We start from the raw sequence: 16,762 nt of genomic DNA on the forward strand, positions 1-16,762 counted from the left end.
CATCCTCCTCACCGCGCTTCTCCCGACCAGTCCGCCGCCGTGGGCCCCGCCCGTGCGGCATCCGGGCCGGTCACATCGAATTCCACGTCCACCACGCCCTCGACAGCTCGCACCAGGCACGCAGCCACCGGGATGCATGGAGTGTCCCGAACCCGCCCATGCAGCGTGATGACGCCGTTGCTGACAGTGGCCTGCAGATGTTCTGCGGCCGATGCGCAGGTCGTCTCACGTAGCGACGGGAGGTGGATCGGTACGGCGGAAAGGCGTCGGGCGTTGTCATTCACGAGCTGGTTCGGAACGTGATCCCTACGTCGGGGCAGAGGGACTCGGCCAGCCCACGGTCGAAGGGCTCGGTGCCGGGGGTGAGCACCGACGCGGCGGCCACGGCCACCCCCAGCGCGCAGGCACTGACCGGATCGTCCCCTGCGGTCAGCCGTACGGTGAGCGCGGCCACCATGCTGTCTCCGGCACCGGCGTCGCTGAGCAGCTCCCCGGGCATCGGCGGTGCATGCAGTTCGGTGTGGCCGTGACGGGTCGAGCAGAGCGCGCCCAGGTCCCCGATCGTGGTGATGGCGATCTCGGCGGCCCCCGTGGTGAGCAGTTGTTCGTTGACGGCCACGGCATCGTCGAAGCTGCGTACGGTCCGGCCGAGGAGATCGGCGGCCTCTGTGCGGTTGCACCTGAGCAGAAAGACGCCTTCTGACAGCGCCTGCCGCAGCGCCGGACCCGACGTGTCCAGCACCAGCCGGGATCCGGCCGCTTTGACCCGGCGGGCGACGGCCGTATAGAAGTCGTCAGGCAGGCCGCTGGGCAGGCTGCCGCTGGCTACGACGTACCTGCTGGTGCCGATCGCCTGCCCCAGCACGTCCAGGCAGCGTCGTCCCTCCTGGTCGTCGAGGTGCGGGCCGGGCGGGACGATGTGATGACTGCGGCGCGACCCGGTCTCGAACAGCACGAGTGCTTCGCGGGTCTCACCATCGATGTCGACGGCGATGTGGTCGATGCCCTCTTCGTCCAGCAACCTGTTCAGGCGGCAGCCGACCTCGCGGCCGGCGGTGTGGACGGCGGTTGCCCGTCCTCCGCATCGCGCCACACCGCGGGCGACGTTGATTCCCCCGCCCCCGCCGGCCACAGACCTGACCCGAGCGCGGTTCTTGCCGATGTCGGCAAGGTGGTCGACATCCCAGCAGATGTCGACGGTGGGGTTCATCGTCAGGGTGAGAACTGGCCCGGCCGTGGCGGGATCCGGTGCTGCCGTGCTCATCGCGGAGCTGCCGCCTCGCCCGGTATGGCCACTGCCTGGCGGACCATCTGCTGAACGCGGGCCCGCTCATTGTCGTACCCGGCTGTGACCGCCGGCAGGTCGTCGGCAACGGTGGTCAGCGTGAACCCGACGGCGGATGCTCGCGGACACGCCACGATGCCGCTGGGTACCAGGAATTTGGCCACGGCACCCAGGCCGTCCTGGTAGCGGCCACGTGCGGCCTTTTGCCGGAAGATCTCGTTGGCCCCCTCCGCTTCGGTCGTCTTCCGTGCGGTCACGCAGACGATGCCGGCCACGTCGAAGGCATACTCGGTCGGCGCCGAGCGGCCGATGCAGCCGAGCCCGTTGACGGCAATCCGGGCGGCCATGGTTCGCTCCCCACGTTCTTGGCCGAACTGCTGACGAAGCGGTCCGACCCCCGGGGCCTCGGTCGCGGCCGATCGCGGTCGGCTCACCTGCCATGAACGGGACGGCCGATGGTGCGTGTCACTGGCCCCGACCCAGCTTCGACGCTAACCCTTCCGACAGCCCGACGCACCTCGTCGCGTCACCGGCAGGTCGCCGGCGGAGGTCACGGCGCGGTGCCCGGCGGCGAAGATCTCGACCACCACGGCCGCCTCCTGCACGGCGGGATCGCCGGCGCACAAGTCGGCCACGTGCCCGACGAGACATAGCCTGCACCCTCATCTGCTACCGACGACTCGCCAAACGAGATGAGCTGTTGGCGCAGATCCCACCGGGACGAGCAAGGAAGGGATACGCCGCGGACCGGGCAGCTCTTGCGCGATTGAGCCGTTCGGCCGATGGCCCGGCCGGGTCAGCAGCCCGAGGGTCTTACAAGGCGCTCTACTTGCTCTCGAACTTCGAGGGGAGCCGACCCATGACAGGACATCCGCCCTCCGTCGAGCGCGTGCTTTCCGCGCCCATCGATCTCAACGGGACCGGTCACTACGTGCACTGGGGAGTGGTGCAGCTGTCCGTCGCCAACCTCGTGGTCATCGGGGTGATGCTGGTCGTCTTCGTGGCGGCCCTGCTCCTGCCCTTCCCCCGAGGGCGAGGCCGACGATGAGCGAGGTAGGAGGAGGCTGGACCGGAGCGGTCCGACGGCGGGCGGTGCGGGCACTGCCCCCGGACAAGCTGCTGCCGGACACCCAGCCCGCGTACATGGCCTCATGGATCTACGTCTTCGGTGTGCTCACCGTGGCCGCGCTGATCGTCGTCCTGGTCACCGGCGGGGTGCTGGCCCTGAAGGGGCCCGCATGGTGGCATGTCTCGGGGACCGGCACGTACGTGAACGGCCTGCACCTGTGGAGCGTCGAGCTGTTCATGTTCTTCATGGTGATCCACCTGTGGGGCAAGTTCTTCATGGCCGCCTGGCGCGGTCGGCGGGCGCTGACCTGGGTCACCGGTGCGGTGTGTTTCTTCGCCTCGATCGGCACGGCCTTCACCGGCTACCTGGTCCAGCAGAACTTCGACTCCCAGTGGATCGCCGGGCAGGCCAAGGACGGGCTCAACTCGGTGGGCATCGGCGCGTTCTTCAACGTGCTGGACTTCGGCCAGATGCTGATGTGGCACATCGTCCTGCTGCCTTTCGCCCTCGGCCTGCTGACGGTCTGGCACGTCCTGCTGGTCCGGCTGCGCGGGATCGTGCCGCCGATCGACGCCGCGCCGGATCCCGCGGACGGGCCCACGCAGGAGGCAGCGCAATGACCCGACGCGCCGTCAAGCGCGCCGTACCGGACCCGGCCGCTTTCCCCACCAGGCCCTACGACCTGGTCAAGGAGTTCACGATCGCACTGGTGGTGGTCGCGCTGCTCACCGCGGCCCTGGCCGCCGTCTTCTCCTCGCCCGACGTCAAGCCGGTGACGCTGGCCTCCTGGTCGAGGGCCGACGGCGCCGACTTCACGACGACCGCCGTGTCCGAGCTCGGCGGCACCAGCGGCACGGCCGAGTACGGGCCGCCGTACACTCACACGCCGGGCGCCGCGCAGAAACTCGGGCCCGTCGGGCTGCAGAGCGCCGCGGGGGTCCGCGTCCCGGTGGACACGGCAAACGACTTCGTGCTGCGTCCACTGCGCAATGCCCCGGAACCACCCGCCGTCAGCGCGGGCCTCGCCGCCTGGGCCGCCGCTCCGGCGGCCCGGCGCCAGGCATGGACCTCGGCCTACTCCGACGCCCTGGCCAAGGCCGACGGCGGCGCCCCCGCGAAGGGCGATTACGGCCCGGTCCCTGTCCTCATCGCACGCCTTCTCGGTCTGGCCCGCAGCGGCGCGCTGGATGGCGAACTCCAGGCGGAGGGCAAGTTCTACCAGACCGACTACACCCGTCCGCTGCTCTTCCTCTCCGATGGTTCCTACCTGGAGTCCCGTGCCCGTGCCGAGCACCTCGGCGGCGACCAGTGGGGGATGATGAACGAGACCGGGAACTACCCGGGCCAGGCGTGGCTGTGGCTCTACACCTTCTGGTATCAGATCGAGCCCTTCAAGTCCTCCGGCAACGCCGACGCCCTGATCTGGGGCCTGATGGCCCTGCTCAGCGTGGGCCTGATGCTCGTGCCTTTCATCCCCGGAGTGCGATCCGTACCGCGCTGGACGCGAGTGCACCGGTTGATCTGGCGCACGTACTACCGCGAACAAGCTGTGGAACGGCACCGGCAGGAGTGATCTTCGCTCTCCGGCGTACTGCGGGTGGTTGCACCGCTTGTGTGGTGGCGAGGAGGTCACAGGCACTGTCGTACGAAGGTGAGTTGGACGCGCCTCGTAGCGGACGACGGGCTTGCCGTCACGCGTCGCGACGCCGCGGGCCTGCTTACCTCACGCTTGAGTGGTGGGCCCGACGAGGCGATCGCCGGACAGTAGCGTGCCGGCTTGCTTGACGTGCCGTAGGACAGGTGAGACTTCCATGCTCTGCAGGCCGGGCAGGGCCCCGATGCGTTCCGACGTGAATTCGAAGAGTTCGTCGAGGTCTCGGCAGTGGGCGACGGCGTGGATGTTGTAGGGGCCGGAGATGGCCGCGGCGAAGGCGATCTCCGGTTCTCGTGCCAGCGAGCGTCCGACGTTCTTCACCTCTGACGGATGCACTCGCAGCCACAGGTTGGCCCGCGCGTGATAGCCCAAGGCTGCTGGGGCGATCTCGACGTCGATGTGGACGACGCGTCGTTGGAGCAGGACGCCCAGCCGGCGGGATACGCGGCCGGGTGTGGAATCCGCCGCTCTGGCGAGGTCGACGAGACTGGCCCGACCGTCGGCGGCGAGCGCGCCGAGAATCCTCTCGTCTTCGGCGCTGAGATGTACAGGGTCGTCGGTGACGACCGGAGACTCCGCGAAGGGGGGGCCGTCGCTCCCGAGCATGGCTTCCTGCTCCGGGGACAGCGTGCCGTGGAGTGCGGCCCAGTAGTGGCCGCGGCCTCCCATGAACTGGCGGAGCATGGCGAAGGCGCTGATGTCGAGCACCGCCGCGGTGCGCGGAAGCCGTTGGCCGAGCAGCTCTTCTCGCTGCGCTTGATCTCGTGACTGAGTCGCGCACGTGACTTCGGAGCCGGCTGCGCCAAGGGCTACCCAGTTGACATCGTCTCGCTTGGCGAGCGCGCCCGCGATCGCCGTGACGCTGCCGGGCCGGCAGCGTAGTCGTACCAGCCATCTGCTTTGTCCCAACGCCCCCGGGTTGACCACACCGGCGACGCGGATGACGCCCTCGGCGTGCAAGCGCCGATATCGGCGGTTGATGGTGCCTTCGGTGAGGCCGAGCGCGGCTGCTATGGAGGCGAAGGAGGCTCTCGGGGCGACCTGCAGTGCACGAATTATTCGCACATCATCGGGCTGGATCGCGAGGGATTGAGACGTCGATGCACCTGCCATAGAAGGAATCCTACAAATTGAACTTCCTGGATCGCATCTGCGGCAGCACGGCAAGCAGACTTGTTCCCTGCCGATGAAGGGGCACAACGGTGCGTACCCCGGTGTCGCCCCGAGACGGTCTGAGTCAAGGACGCACGAAGTGAACTCGCAACGCAAAGGAACGGAGATGACGCTGTATGTCATCGACTGTCACAGGGCAGCGCACGCCGACCGCCCTCATCGTCGGAGCCTCCCGCGGCCTCGGACACGCGATGGCGGCTGAACTCCTCGGCCGAGGCTGGAACGTCATCGGCACGGTCCGCGATACCTCCGCGCCAACTCCCCTGCACGATCTCGCCGACCGGACCGAGGGCCGCGTCACCATCGAGCATCTCGACGTCAACGAGCCCGACCACCTTGCGCCCCTGCACGAGCGTCTTGCGGAACGTCGGCTCGACTTGCTCTTCGTCAACGCCGGGACCACGAACAATGAGCAGACACCGATCGGCAAAGTGGCGACAGACGATTTTGTCGAGGTGATGATCACCAACGCTCTCGGCCCCATGCGCGTCATCGAGGCGCTCGAAGACCTGGTGTCCCCCACCGGCCTCATCGGAGCGATGTCGTCCGGGCAGGGCAGCATCACGAACAACACGACCGCAGGCCGCGAGGTCTACCGGGGAAGCAAAGCGGCCTTGAACATGTTCATGCGCAGTTTCGCGGCCCGCCAGGCCGAGACGCAGCGCGGCTTCGCCCTCCTGGCACCGGGCTGGATCCGCACCGCGCTCGGAGGGCCGGACGCGCCGTTCACCGTCGAGGAGAGCGTCCCGCTGCTGGTGGACGTTCTGCTGTCCAAACTGGGCACGCCGGGTCTGGCGTATCTGGACCGCTCGGGTCGGACAGTGCCCTGGTAAGCCCCGCAGAGCGACCCTTGCGGACAAGTCTGACGACCAGTAGGCACCGTAAGCGGTCCCGTCATTCGAAACGCCCCATCACCCGCGGCTGACGTGGCCGCTGCAGGAAACCGCTGAGGAGGACGACCATGCCTCTCATTGCTGTCGAAGAACACTGGATCACGCCGAACGTGACATCCGCCCTCCGAGCTGTGCCACTGCCTGACGAAAGCCTTGCCTTCAATGAGATGGGCGACAACCAGGAACGTCTGGAGGACCTGGGGGCCGGCCGCATCGCGGCCATGGACGCTCAGGGAATCGACGTGTCCGTCCTCGCCCTGACACCGCCGGGAGTCCAGCCGCTGCCGCCCGGCAAGGCACTGGCTCTGAGCCGCGCCGCGAACGATATGGCCGCGGCGGCCGTTGCCCGGCACCCGGCCCGTTTCCGCTCGCTGTCCACTCTCCCCATGTCGTCACCAAAGGACGTCGCGTACGAGTTGGAAAGAGCTGCGGGCATGGGGCATGTAGGCACCATGGTCTATGGCCGATCGGGCGACCTGTTCCTCGACGACCCCGCCTATGACGACTTCTTCTCCGCCGCATCAGAACTCGGCCAGCCCGTGTTCATTCATCCGCAGCTGCCCTCGACCGCAGTGCGCGACGCCTCCTATCGCGGATTCGACCCCATGACGGACCTGGCCCTCGCCACTTTCGGGTGGGGGTGGCACCTGGACGCCGCGATCGCGGCGCTCCGGCTGGTACTGCGAGGGACGTTCGACCGTCATCCCGACCTGCAAGTCGTGCTCGGGCACTGGGGAGAGATGCTGCTCTTCTGGCTCGACCGAGCCGACAGCCTTGCCCGTATCGCCGGATTGGAGCGATCCGTATCGGACTACATCCGGTCCAACTTCTATATCACCACCTCCGGCATGCTCAATCCGGCGCTCCTGCAGCACGCCCTGTCCGTCACCACCGTCGACCGGTTGATCTTCTCGACCGACTACCCGTTCCAACGGCCGACCAGGGACGAAATCGATTCCTTCCTAAACCACTTCTCGTCAGACGCGGAACGCGAGCAGTTCTCGTCGGCCAACGCGGCATCCTTGTATGGCATTGACTCGTAGGCAGTGTGACACCACGGCGGATGCGGCCTTGTCACCCTGAACCCAACTGTGCGGCTCACGATGTGCGCGCAAGATCGCATTGTAGGCTGGCCGGTATGGGGCTCGGGCTTGCGATCTTGTACATAGTGGTGGGCGTCATCGTGCTGTTCGATGTCGGCGCCTTCATCCGGCACAGGTGCGAGCGGGTCCAGAAGAAGGCGGCCGACCGGCACCGCGAAATGCTGTGGCGGAACGGACGCCTTGAGACGTCCTATGTGCCGGGACCATTGGCACGCCCCGGGTTCCTCCGGGCAATGGGTCTCCCCCTCATCCTCGTGGGAGGTTTGCTCCTCCTGGTGCACCTCGCTTAGCACTCCGGCACCGCCCAACTGATGTGAGCAGTACCGGTGGTGCGATGCCCGGGACTAGGGCGTGTCCCTCCGAGAGTGGACGGTGCCGTGCGCCCGCAGCAGCTGCCGGCGCACGGCAACGGGCCACCCCCGCTACACGTCCGCCGTGGCCTGGTCGGCCAAGGCCGAAGGCTGCGGCTCCCGTTGGGTCGTCGGCAGGAGTCGTTCGAGCGCCCACGGACCGGGGCCGAAGGTGGCGAGCAGCAGGAATATCCAGGCGTACAGAGCAGCAGGCTCACCGTTGTTCTCGATCGGCAGCAGGCCGGTCGGCTGGTGCACGGCGAAGTAGGCGTACGCCATCGAACCGGAGCAGATCAGTGCCGCCGACCGGGTGAACAGGCCGAGCGCCACCACTACCCCGCCGATCAGCTGGATGGCGGCTGCCCACCACCCCGGCCAGGCGCCGACCGGGACCGTCCCACCGTGCGTTCCGACGGCTCCGCCCAGCACCCCGAACAGCGACGCGGCGCCATGGCAGGAGAAGAGGAACCCGACGACGATGCGGACCAATGAGTGCACGGGACCGGCAACCTTGGACCCGGGAGACGCGACAGAGCGGTACATGAGCCTCAGCCCTTCACAATGCAGGGAGATGGGGAACTGCCGTAGCGGATGCGCTGTACGGGGGGAGGAGAAGTGACGGCAGTTTTCGGCCACGAAGAGCGGCACCCGCCTGGCGGTCCCGGACGCTACATGGACGCCGCGTGCACGGGGATAGCCCTCTGGAGAACAGTCGACCAACGCTGGGAGCAGACCAGCTCAGAGCGGTCCGCGAGGGCGTTCCGGCACCTCGCCGGCGTTGCGGGCCAGGCTGTGATAACGATCACTACTACGGCCTGACCTGGTCGAACGCGTGGTTCCTCGCCCGTTAACCAAGGGGGTGTTGTGAGCCGATCCAGCCCCGATCAAGCTGCAACAGGCCCCCCCACTCGGGCAACCGCCACTGGCGGGTTTTCAGTGCCGACGGCATTGTCCGAGGGCCATGGCACACACAGCTATGGAGGAACGGGATGATCGGGCATTTGTGTCACGCGGCGGAAAAGAGCGATCCCACGCTGGTACTGGACCGCAGGGTGTTGCCCGCCGACAAGGGGCAACTCACCAACACGCTGATGGTGGCACGTGACTGGCTCGCCGATCGCCACGGCGCCGACGTCACGGCGATTGCCATGATCGAGCCGTCGGCGGACCCCTCGTTCGACCTGGACTACCTGTTCGCCCAGTACCTGCCCGGCACACCGCCGCGTTTCGAACTGCGCGGCGCCTGCGGGCACTCGATCCTGTCCTCCGTCGTCGTGGCTCATCGCCTTGCCTGGCTCCCGTCCTTCACCGCCGCATCCCGGCTGCGCGTCAACGTCCTCAACACCGGTGACCGCGTTGCGTGTGAGGTCAGCGAGGCGAGCCGCAGTCTGACGTTCTCGGTTGAGTTCGGCTATCAACCTCCCCGGCGCCTGGGTGACTTGCTGCCGACGGGGACGCCGTGCGACGAACTCGACGGCATACCGGTGTCCTTGGTGTCCGCCGGCAACCCCCATGTCTTCGTCGATGCCGCCGACCTCGGCCTGACGGACCAGGAGGAGCTGTTCGCAGCCGACGCATCCGTGCGTGGGCGGCTCGCCGGCATCCGCCGCGCCGCCGCCCGCCGCCTGGACCTGCCGGAGGACAGTGTGTTTCCCAGGGTCGCCGCGGTCGGCCAGTACGAGTACCGGCGCCTGGCGGTGCTGCCCTATCCGACGCCGGTCAGGTCAGGGCAGTTGCCGCCGGCCGATGCCATCACCGTCGCCGCCGCCGCGGTGATCGGCGGCACGATCCCGCACCGGCTGGCGGAGCGGGGCTGGAGCCGGCTGGACGAGCTGGTCGTCGACACCCCGGGCGGCACCACGGTCGTACGAACCGCGGTGTCCGGCACCACCTTGCACGACACCCTCACCCGCGCCGGCGTCCGGCGCGGGACCGTCCGGTACGAAGGCTCGGTCTACGTCGAGCCCCTCCGCGACCTGATGCTCACGCCACAGGACGCTCTCCTGCACTCCGCGCTCCACTGACACGCCACCCAGCAGGCCCAGGCACGACCCATTCCCCGAACGGACAGGCGGTCCACGCATGCCCTCTGCCCTGCGCACATCCCCACCGGCTCCCGGACTGACACGGACTCTCGACGCCGCGCTCACGGCGCTGGCTCCGGCTGTGTGGGGGAGCACCTACCTGGTGACGACGGAACTGCTGCCGCCCGGCAGACCGCTGCTGGCCTCCACGGTGCGGGCGCTGCCCGCCGGGCTGGTGCTGCTCGCGATCGGCCGCGAGCTGCCGCGTGCCGCGTGGTGGTGGCGCGCCCTGGTCCTGGGCGCACTGAACATCGGCATCTTCTTCTACCTGCTGTTCGTGACCGCCTACCATCTGCCCGGCGGAGTGGCGGCGCTGGTGGTCGCCGTCCAGCCCACGCTCGTACTGCTGCTCGGTGCCGTGCTGTTGAAGGAGCCGATCCGCCCGGCCCGGCTCGCCGCCTGCCTGCTCGGCGTGGCAGGCGTGGCGCTCCTCGCGCTCACCCCACAGGCCGGCATCGACCTCGTCGGCATCGCCGCCGGGCTGGCCGCCGCGGTCAGCATGGCCGCCGGCATCGTGCTCACCAAACGCTGGGGGCGGCCCGAGGGCGTGGGCGTGCTGACGTTCACCGGCTGGCAGCTCACCGCGGGTGGGCTGCTGCTCGCCCCCGTCACGCTGGCCGCCGAAGGACTGCCCACCGGCGTCACCGCCCCCAACCTCGCGGGCTTCGCCTACCTGAGCCTGATCGGGGCGCTGCTCGCCTACGCCGTCTGGTTCCGCGGCATCGGACGGCTGCCGGCACTCGTGGTGTCGATCCTGGGTTTCGCCAGTCCGCTCGCCGCGACGGTCCTCGGCTACCTCTTCCTCGGCCAGGAACTCACACCCCTCCAACTCGCAGGCGCCGCAACGGTGATCGCCGCCGTCGCGCTGGCCCAGAACTCGCAGCCGCCACGCGCCGGGAAGCGGGCCGACGGCCCGTCACCGGCGTCGACTCACCACTACGCAGCAGTCAAGGGGAAACCGTGAACACAGCACAGCCCACCACACGTTCCACGGCCCGCGTCCACGGCCTCCGCCTGGGCGGATGCCTGCCCGATCTGTTGCGGGGGCAGGCCGCCGCGCGGCCCGATGCCACCGCAGTCACCAGCGGCACCGACAGCCTCACCTACCGGGAGCTGGAAGCCGCCGCCGCCCGGCTGGCCGGCCGGCTGAACGCGCTGGGCGCGGCCCGCGACCACTGCGTCGGCCTGTACACCGAACCGTCCCTCGACCTGATGACCGGCGCCTGGGGCATCCTCTTCGCAGGCGCCGCCTACCTGCCGCTGTCCCCGGAGTACCCCGAGGAGCGGCTGCGCTACATGATCGAGGACAGCGGAACCCGCGTCATCGTCACCCAGGACCACCTCGCTGCCCGGCTGCAGGCCCTGGCCCCGCGGGGCACCCGCATCATCCCCCTCACCGACACCGCGCAGTGCCCGCCCGCCGGACCTCCGGCGCCCGCACCTGGCGATCTCGCCTACGTCATCTACACCTCCGGCAGCACCGGCCGGCCCAAGGGCGTGCTGATCGAGCACCGCAGCATCCTGTCCCAGATGCAGTGGATGCAGATGTGCGGGCACCTCTCCCCGCGCACCACCGTGCTGCAGAAGACGCCGATGAGTTTCGACGCCGCGCAGTGGGAGATCCTCGCCCCGGCCGTCGGCGCCCGCGTGGTGATGGCCGCGCCGGGCAGCTACCGCGACCCGGAGGCGCTGATCGACGCCGTCATCCGGCACGAGGTGACCACGCTGCAGTGCGTGCCGACGCTGCTGCAGGCGCTGCTGGACACCGAGCGGCTCACCTCGTGCACCGTGCTGCGCCGGGTGTTCTCCGGCGGCGAGGCCCTGTCCCGGCAGCTGGCCCGCACCTTCCTCGACGAGGTGCCCTGGGCATCGCTCGTCAACCTGTACGGGCCGACCGAGTGCACCATCAACGCCACTGCCCACCTGGTCGACCCGGAGGCGCTGCCCGAGGGGCCGGGCTCGGTGTCCATCGGCGTGCCGGTCGACAACACCCCGTGCTACATCCTCGACGAGAACCGGGCGCCGGTGGACATCGGGGAGACCGGCGAGCTCTACATCGGCGGCGTCCAGGTGGCCCGCGGCTACCTGGGCCGGCCCGAGCAGACCGAGGAGCGGTTCGTCCCCTCCCCGTTCGTGCCGACCGAGCGGCTGTACCGGACCGGAGACCTGGCGTACTGGAACCCCGACGGCACGATCCAGTTCGCCGGCCGCACCGACAACCAGATCAAGCTGCGCGGCTACCGCGTCGAACTGGACGAGATCGCCCTGGCCATCGAGGAGCACACCTGGGTGCGCCGCGCCGCCGCAATCACCGCCGAAGACCCGCGCACCGGCTCCACCAACCTCCTGGCCTGCATCGAGCTGAACCCGAAGGAAGCCGCCCTGATGGACCAGGGCAACGCCGGTTCGCACCACCAGTCCAAGGCCAGCAAGGTCCAGGTGAAGGCGCAGCTGTCGAACCCGGGCCTGCGCGACGCGCACGAACTCGACGGCAGGCAGGTCGTGCCCCTGCCGGGCCGGCAGGAGACCGCGCGGCAGCGGCGCGAGACGTTCGCCCGCAAGACCTACCGCTTCTTCGACGGCGGACAGGTCACCCGCGACGACATCCTCGCCCTGCTGGCCCCGCGCCCGGCGGACGCCCACTCCCGGGATCTCGCGGACCTCACCCTCCCTGAACTCGGCGAACTCCTGCGCTGGTTCGCCCAGTTCCACAGCGAGGAACGCCTGCTGCCGAAGTACTCCTACGCCTCCCCCGGCGCCCTGTACGCCACGCAGCTGTACCTGGAGACCAGCGGGCTGAACGGTGTGGACGCCGGCGTGTACTACCACCACCCCGCCGACCACACCCTGGTACGTATCGCCGACGCGCCGAAGGACGCCGACGCACGCCTGCGCGTGCACTTCATCGGCAAGAAGCGGGCCATCGAGCCCGTCTACAAGAACAACATCCGCGAGGTGCTGGAGTTCGAAACCGGCCACATGCTCGGCGTCTTCGAGGAGATCCTGCCCGAGTACGGCCTCACGATCCGTCCGGCCGCCCACCGGCCCGCCGTCAAGGACATCCTGGATGTCGCCGCCGAGGACTACTACCTGGGCACTTTCACCGTCGACCGCAACGACGGCAAGCCCCCGCACGACCCCACCGAGATCTACGTACAGGCCCACCCGGGCGGCGTGGACGGGCTGCCGGTCGGCCAGTACCGGTGGACCGGCAGCGACCTGGAGCCCCTCTCCGACGCCCTCGTCCAGCCCAAGCACGTGATCGCCATCAACCAGCAGGTGTACGAGCGGGCGAGCTTCGGGATCACCGCCGTGAGCCGCGCGGCCGAAGAGTGGCTGCATTACATTGCGATGGGCACCAGGCTGCACCATCTCCAGCGCAACGCCCTTTCCCTGGGCTTCATGTCCTCCGGTTACAGCTCCAAGACCGGCCACCCGCTGCCGGCCGCACGACGCGTGGACGACATCCTCGCCTCCTGCGCCATACCCACCGGCCCGTCCTACTTCTTCCTCGGCGGCAAGGTCAGCCAGGAGCAGATCCGCAGTGAGGGCATGAACGAGGACGCCGTGCACATGAAGGGCCCGGCCGAGCTGATCCGGGACGACCTGTCCGAGCGACTGCCGGACTACATGATTCCCAACCGCGTCCTGGTGCTCGACCGGCTGCCGCTCACCGCCAACGGAAAGGTCGATGTCAAGGCCCTGACCGACGGCGAGCAGGTGCGGTCCGCCGACACCGGCAGGCCCTACGTCGCCCCCGCCACCCTGGCGGAGCAGTGGCTGGCCGACGCGTGGGCGAAGGCACTGAAGTACGACGAGGTGTCCGTGGAGGACGACTTCTTCGCCTCCGGCGGCAACTCGCTGATCGCGGTGGCGCTCGTCAACCGCATCAACCGCGAGTTCGGCCTCCGCCTGCCGCTCCAGGTGGTCTTCGCACACCCGAAGCTCGCCGACCTCGCCGCCCACATCGAGGCCGATGGCGCCACCCCCTCCTCGCGGCTCGTCCCGCTGCACGCCGAGGCCTCCGGCCGTCCGGTGTTCTGCTGGCCGGGCCTCGGCGGCTATCCGATGAACCTGCGCCTGCTGGCCCGCGAGGCCGGCGCCGGGCGGCCGTTCTTCGGCATCCAGGCGCACGGCATCAACGTGCTGGAAACGCCGTACCCGACGATCCGCGAGATGGCCGCCGCCGACGTGGCCGAGATCCTGCGCACCCAGCCCGAAGGTCCCTACGGCCTGTGGGGCTACTCCTTCGGCGCCCGGGTCGCCTTCGAGGCCGCCTGGCAGCTGGAGCAGTCCAACCACCGGGTCGACCACCTCCTGCTGATCTGCCCCGGCAACCCCAAGGTCCGCGCGGAGGGCGCCGACCGCTTCGGCCGCGAGTCTTCCTACCGCAACCCCGTCTATGTCGCGATCCTGTACTCGGTCTTCACCGGCACCGTCAGCGGACCCGACGTGGATGCCTGCCTGGCGGCCACGCGGGACGAGGACAGCTTCGTGAGCTTCGTCCACGACCGGTTGCCCGACCTCGACCAGCAGTTGATCCGACGCATCATCCGCATCGTCGCGGAGACCTACGAGTTCGAGTACACCTTCCGTGAACTCACCGAGCGCCGCCTGAACACCCCGGTGACCGTCTTCAAGGCCGCCGGCGACGACTACTCGTTCATCGAGGCCCACTCCGACTACTCCACCACCCCGCCGACGATCGTCGAGCTGACCGGTGACCACTACAGCGTCCTGAAGGAACAGGGGATTGCGGAACTGGCCGCAGCGATCGGCACCCGACTGGGTGGCCTCCGCTAGCGGGAGGCTCGGACAGGATGGTCCGAGCCGCACGGTGGAAGGGCTCTGACCGGCCGAACCAGGGGCAGGTGGTGTGGAGGTGATGCAGGTGCCTGAATCGGTCTAGACAACACAGCGGCCCAGCCTGGGGGGTGTACCCCTGAGCTGGGCCTTCGTCTTTGGAGCGGGTGACGGGGATCGGAGGGGCCAAGGGATGCGGCTCTCCACCTCCCCGGATCGGAGAGTGCTCAGTCGATACAGAACTCGTTGCCCTCGATGTCCAGCATCGGGATGCACGACTCATTTTCCTCATCGGCATACAGCGTGCGCACGTGGGTCGCACCGAGCGCGACCAGTCGTGCGCACTCGGCTTCGAGCGCGGCGAGGCGCTCGTCCCCCACGAGTCCGGTGCCGGCCCGGACGTCGAGATGCACCCGATTCTTAACGATCTTTCCTTCGGGGACGCGCTGGAAGTACAGGCGCGGGCCCACGCCTGAGGGATCACTGCACGCGAACCATGAGCCCTGCTGCTCAGGAGGCAGCGTGCGGTTGAAATCGTCCCAGGTGGTGAACCCTTCCGGTGGCGGCGGTAGGACGTACCCCAACACTTCACACCAGAAGCGAGCGAGACGCTCAGGTTCTGCGCAGTCAAAGGTGACTTGGAACTTCTTGATCGCTGACATCGGCGCACCGTACCGCGTACCGGGGGGACCGTGCCTCTCATTTCCCCAGGCGGATCCGCCCGTCACCCGTCGCGTCCCGGGCCGCCTAGACGTGTGCGCAGCCGATGGGGCGAATTGACGGCGGTGATCCTCGTGGCTCCCAGTTGCCCGGACGGCTGAAACTACCCTGAGCGGCTCGGACACGAGAAAACTCGCCGAACACAGCCGACCGACTGGAAATTTCATGGGCACACGACTGAGTACCGACTACGCCAAGGAAATCGTGAGACGACGGTTCGCCGAGCTTGATGCGGGGAACTTCGGCGTCTTGGACGAACTCTTCTCTCCGAACTACAAGCTCAACTTTCCCGGCCGTGAAGCATTCTCCCTGGAAGAGACCAAGCAGTTCTACCAGCAGATGTACGCAGCGTTCGCCGATCTGCGCCATGAGATCCACGACCAGATCGCGGAGGGAGACAAGGTGGTAACTCGTTGGACGGCAACGGGAAGACACACGGGCGAGTTCTTGGGTATCGAGCCGAGCGACCGGACGGTGTCGCTTGAGGGCATCAACATCTACACATTCGACGGTGACAAGCTCGTAGAGAGCCACGTGGTCTGGGATCTGCGCCAACTCGAAAAATGAGTGGCCGCACGCCACGAAGACCTCCGGGCAGGAGCAGACCGAGGACATGCTCCGGCAAAGGGAAATCACACCGACTGGCCCCCAGCCCATGCGCACGGCTCAGCATGAGATGTCGAGAATGACAGCGGCGCCGCACCCGCTGTTCTCGGCGTGTGCGGCGCCCCCGTGGGCGGTGGCAACGGCTACGACGAAGGCAAGCCCAAGACCAGATCCTTCGCTGGTACGGCTGGCTTCGGCGCGGGTGAAGCGGTCGAACGCGCGGGGCAGGAAGTCGGGTGGGAAGCCGGGCCCTTCGTCGGTGAGGGTCAGCCGCAGCCTGTCCTCGCCGGCAGTTGCCGTGAGGTGGATATCCCCGTGCCCGTGGCGCAGGGCGTTGCTGATCAGGTTGCCGATGGCCGGTCGGAGCCACCGCGCATCGATGGTGACGGTGGCGGGAGTGACTTCGACGGTGATCGAACGGTCATCGCCTTCGGCAGCCCGTAGTGGGGAGACGGCGGCGTCGACCAGGTCGGCCAGGTCCACCGGTGCTCGGGTGAGGTGCTTGGTACTGGACGGTAGTGCCGTCGTCGGCGGCGGTGATCTCGTCGACGGTGAGCAGGTGTTGTGTGCGTACGAGGGCACTGGCCTCGATGACGTATCCGTGGGTGTCCAGGATCTGGTAGGCGCTGCCGTCAGGGCCGTTCGGCGAGAGCGGCCGGCGCGCAGGTCGCGGACCAGGGTGTGGTGGTAGGTGGCAAGGTCCGCATCGAGCTGCTGGTCCAGGGCGCTCTCGACGCGCCAGTACACCAGCGCGGCGGCCCCGCCGAGGACCAGCGACATGGCGGCGGCGAGGGCGATGACCAGGCGCAGCACGATGGGCAGCCGGCGAAGGAACCGCGGGCTCCCGAGGCGGCGGCCGGGTTCGTCCTCGCCGACGAGGGGTGTCACTGCCGGGTCTCCAGGCGGTAGCCCGTACCGCGCAGGGTGGTGATGCTGCTCCGTCTCCGGCAGCCACTACGAGCGCCGAGGCCGCAGCCGATGGAGCTGCGGCCTCGACACCACACAACGCAGTTGCGGTGCTG

The 16,762-nt window shown here is 68.5% G+C and carries 17 protein-coding genes; 10 read left to right on the plus strand and 7 right to left on the minus strand.

All coding sequences use genetic code 11. The features are described from left to right. Positions 1-8: 8 nt before the first annotated feature. Genes BKA18_RS00825 through BKA18_RS00835 form a run of 3 tightly spaced genes read right to left on the minus strand, consistent with a single transcriptional unit; the run spans position 9 to position 1,632 of the window. Positions 9-284 carry a BON domain-containing protein gene (locus BKA18_RS00825; RefSeq protein WP_366043639.1) on the minus strand — a complete coding sequence of 92 codons (276 nt, stop codon included), beginning with the start codon at positions 282-284 and terminating at the stop codon, positions 9-11. Next, on the minus strand, positions 281-1,264 hold the full coding sequence (locus BKA18_RS00830; protein WP_366043640.1) for a 1-phosphofructokinase family hexose kinase: 984 nt from the start codon (positions 1,262-1,264) through the stop codon (positions 281-283). Before BKA18_RS00830 ends, BKA18_RS00825 begins: the two co-directional genes overlap by 4 nt. Next, the gene (locus BKA18_RS00835) at positions 1,261-1,632 is read right to left on the minus strand and encodes a hypothetical protein (protein WP_366043641.1); all 372 of its coding nucleotides are present in this window, start codon (positions 1,630-1,632) and stop codon (positions 1,261-1,263) included. The genes BKA18_RS00830 and BKA18_RS00835 overlap by 4 nt, the downstream gene beginning before the upstream one ends. Before the next feature lie 512 nt (positions 1,633-2,144). Here BKA18_RS00835 and BKA18_RS00840 point away from each other — a divergent pair. The 3 genes from BKA18_RS00840 to BKA18_RS00850 are packed head-to-tail and all read left to right on the plus strand — an operon-like array spanning position 2,145 to position 3,927. Beyond that, positions 2,145-2,333 (plus strand): hypothetical protein, encoded by a 189-nt coding sequence (locus tag BKA18_RS00840; RefSeq protein ID WP_366043642.1) that lies wholly within the window; start codon positions 2,145-2,147, stop codon positions 2,331-2,333. Further along, positions 2,330-2,974, plus strand: coding sequence for a cytochrome b N-terminal domain-containing protein (locus BKA18_RS00845; RefSeq protein WP_366043643.1), 645 nt, complete (start codon positions 2,330-2,332; stop codon positions 2,972-2,974). The genes BKA18_RS00840 and BKA18_RS00845 overlap by 4 nt, the downstream gene beginning before the upstream one ends. Beyond that, the gene (locus tag BKA18_RS00850) at positions 2,971-3,927 is read left to right on the plus strand and encodes a hypothetical protein (protein WP_366043644.1); all 957 of its coding nucleotides are present in this window, start codon (positions 2,971-2,973) and stop codon (positions 3,925-3,927) included. Before BKA18_RS00845 ends, BKA18_RS00850 begins: the two co-directional genes overlap by 4 nt. 150 nt (positions 3,928-4,077) lie before the next feature. On the opposite strand, the gene BKA18_RS00855 is transcribed toward BKA18_RS00850, so the two are convergent. After that, positions 4,078-5,121, minus strand: a complete 1,044-nt coding sequence (locus tag BKA18_RS00855) for an Lrp/AsnC family transcriptional regulator (protein ID WP_366043645.1) — start codon at positions 5,119-5,121, stop codon at positions 4,078-4,080. A 176-nt stretch (positions 5,122-5,297) separates the two neighbouring features. On the opposite strand from BKA18_RS00855, the gene BKA18_RS00860 reads away from it, so the two are divergent. The 3 genes from BKA18_RS00860 to BKA18_RS00870 all read left to right on the plus strand — a co-directional run bounded on the left by BKA18_RS00860 (position 5,298) and on the right by BKA18_RS00870 (position 7,467). Continuing rightward, on the plus strand, positions 5,298-6,014 hold the full coding sequence (locus tag BKA18_RS00860; RefSeq protein ID WP_366043646.1) for an SDR family NAD(P)-dependent oxidoreductase: 717 nt from the start codon (positions 5,298-5,300) through the stop codon (positions 6,012-6,014). Between the two features lie 128 nt (positions 6,015-6,142). Continuing rightward, positions 6,143-7,117, plus strand: a complete 975-nt coding sequence (locus BKA18_RS00865) for an amidohydrolase family protein (RefSeq protein ID WP_366043647.1) — start codon at positions 6,143-6,145, stop codon at positions 7,115-7,117. A gap of 95 nt (positions 7,118-7,212) precedes the next feature. Then, positions 7,213-7,467, plus strand: coding sequence for a hypothetical protein (locus tag BKA18_RS00870; RefSeq protein WP_366043648.1), 255 nt, complete (start codon positions 7,213-7,215; stop codon positions 7,465-7,467). Positions 7,468-7,599: 132 nt separating this feature from the next. Here the strand turns inward: BKA18_RS00870 and BKA18_RS00875 are convergent, their stop codons facing one another. Next, positions 7,600-8,070: a DoxX family protein gene (locus tag BKA18_RS00875; protein ID WP_366043649.1), complete on the minus strand. Its 471-nt coding sequence runs from the start codon at positions 8,068-8,070 to the stop codon at positions 7,600-7,602. A gap of 446 nt (positions 8,071-8,516) precedes the next feature. On the opposite strand from BKA18_RS00875, the gene BKA18_RS00880 reads away from it, so the two are divergent. From BKA18_RS00880 to BKA18_RS00890, 3 genes are read left to right on the plus strand one after another with little or no spacing between them, the layout of a single operon-like run. Further along, complete coding sequence (locus BKA18_RS00880) at positions 8,517-9,551, plus strand: PrpF domain-containing protein (RefSeq protein ID WP_366043650.1); 1,035 nt, start codon at positions 8,517-8,519, stop codon at positions 9,549-9,551. Between the two features lie 58 nt (positions 9,552-9,609). Further along, entirely contained in the window at positions 9,610-10,575 is a 966-nt protein-coding gene (locus tag BKA18_RS00885; protein ID WP_366043651.1) for an EamA family transporter, read from the plus strand. After that, positions 10,572-14,414, plus strand: a complete 3,843-nt coding sequence (locus BKA18_RS00890) for a non-ribosomal peptide synthetase family protein (RefSeq protein WP_429638082.1) — start codon at positions 10,572-10,574, stop codon at positions 14,412-14,414. The genes BKA18_RS00885 and BKA18_RS00890 overlap by 4 nt, the downstream gene beginning before the upstream one ends. A 227-nt stretch (positions 14,415-14,641) precedes the next feature. On the opposite strand, the gene BKA18_RS00895 is transcribed toward BKA18_RS00890, so the two are convergent. Beyond that, positions 14,642-15,076, minus strand: coding sequence for a VOC family protein (locus BKA18_RS00895; protein WP_366043652.1), 435 nt, complete (start codon positions 15,074-15,076; stop codon positions 14,642-14,644). Between the two features lie 223 nt (positions 15,077-15,299). Between BKA18_RS00895 and BKA18_RS00900 the strand changes: the two genes are divergently transcribed. Continuing rightward, on the plus strand, positions 15,300-15,701 hold the full coding sequence (locus BKA18_RS00900) for an ester cyclase (RefSeq protein ID WP_366043653.1): 402 nt from the start codon (positions 15,300-15,302) through the stop codon (positions 15,699-15,701). A gap of 99 nt (positions 15,702-15,800) precedes the next feature. On the opposite strand, the gene BKA18_RS00905 is transcribed toward BKA18_RS00900, so the two are convergent. Continuing rightward, on the minus strand, positions 15,801-16,628 hold the full coding sequence (locus BKA18_RS00905) for a sensor histidine kinase (RefSeq protein ID WP_366043655.1): 828 nt from the start codon (positions 16,626-16,628) through the stop codon (positions 15,801-15,803). Between the last annotated feature and the right edge of the window lie 134 nt (positions 16,629-16,762).

Source organism: Streptomyces auratus, from assembly GCF_050433025.1.
GTDB lineage: Bacteria > Actinomycetota > Actinomycetes > Streptomycetales > Streptomycetaceae > Streptomyces > Streptomyces sioyaensis.

Excerpts from the sequence above, each read along its gene's own strand:
- BKA18_RS00840 (WP_366043642.1), top strand. The coding sequence starts at position 2,145 with ATGACAGGACATCCGCCCTCCGTCGAGCGCGTGCTTTCCGCGCCCATC.
- BKA18_RS00895 (WP_366043652.1), bottom strand. The coding sequence starts at position 15,076 with ATGTCAGCGATCAAGAAGTTCCAAGTCACCTTTGACTGCGCAGAACCT.
- BKA18_RS00850 (WP_366043644.1), top strand. The coding sequence starts at position 2,971 with ATGACCCGACGCGCCGTCAAGCGCGCCGTACCGGACCCGGCCGCTTTC.
- BKA18_RS00900 (WP_366043653.1), top strand. The coding sequence starts at position 15,300 with ATGGGCACACGACTGAGTACCGACTACGCCAAGGAAATCGTGAGACGA.
- BKA18_RS00870 (WP_366043648.1), top strand. The coding sequence starts at position 7,213 with ATGGGGCTCGGGCTTGCGATCTTGTACATAGTGGTGGGCGTCATCGTG.
- BKA18_RS00885 (WP_366043651.1), top strand. The coding sequence starts at position 9,610 with ATGCCCTCTGCCCTGCGCACATCCCCACCGGCTCCCGGACTGACACGG.
- BKA18_RS00860 (WP_366043646.1), top strand. The coding sequence starts at position 5,298 with ATGTCATCGACTGTCACAGGGCAGCGCACGCCGACCGCCCTCATCGTC.
- BKA18_RS00865 (WP_366043647.1), top strand. The coding sequence starts at position 6,143 with ATGCCTCTCATTGCTGTCGAAGAACACTGGATCACGCCGAACGTGACA.
- BKA18_RS00845 (WP_366043643.1), top strand. The coding sequence starts at position 2,330 with ATGAGCGAGGTAGGAGGAGGCTGGACCGGAGCGGTCCGACGGCGGGCG.
- BKA18_RS00830 (WP_366043640.1), bottom strand. The coding sequence starts at position 1,264 with ATGAGCACGGCAGCACCGGATCCCGCCACGGCCGGGCCAGTTCTCACC.
- BKA18_RS00835 (WP_366043641.1), bottom strand. The coding sequence starts at position 1,632 with ATGGCCGCCCGGATTGCCGTCAACGGGCTCGGCTGCATCGGCCGCTCG.
- BKA18_RS00880 (WP_366043650.1), top strand. The coding sequence starts at position 8,517 with ATGATCGGGCATTTGTGTCACGCGGCGGAAAAGAGCGATCCCACGCTG.
- BKA18_RS00875 (WP_366043649.1), bottom strand. The coding sequence starts at position 8,070 with ATGTACCGCTCTGTCGCGTCTCCCGGGTCCAAGGTTGCCGGTCCCGTG.
- BKA18_RS00855 (WP_366043645.1), bottom strand. The coding sequence starts at position 5,121 with ATGGCAGGTGCATCGACGTCTCAATCCCTCGCGATCCAGCCCGATGAT.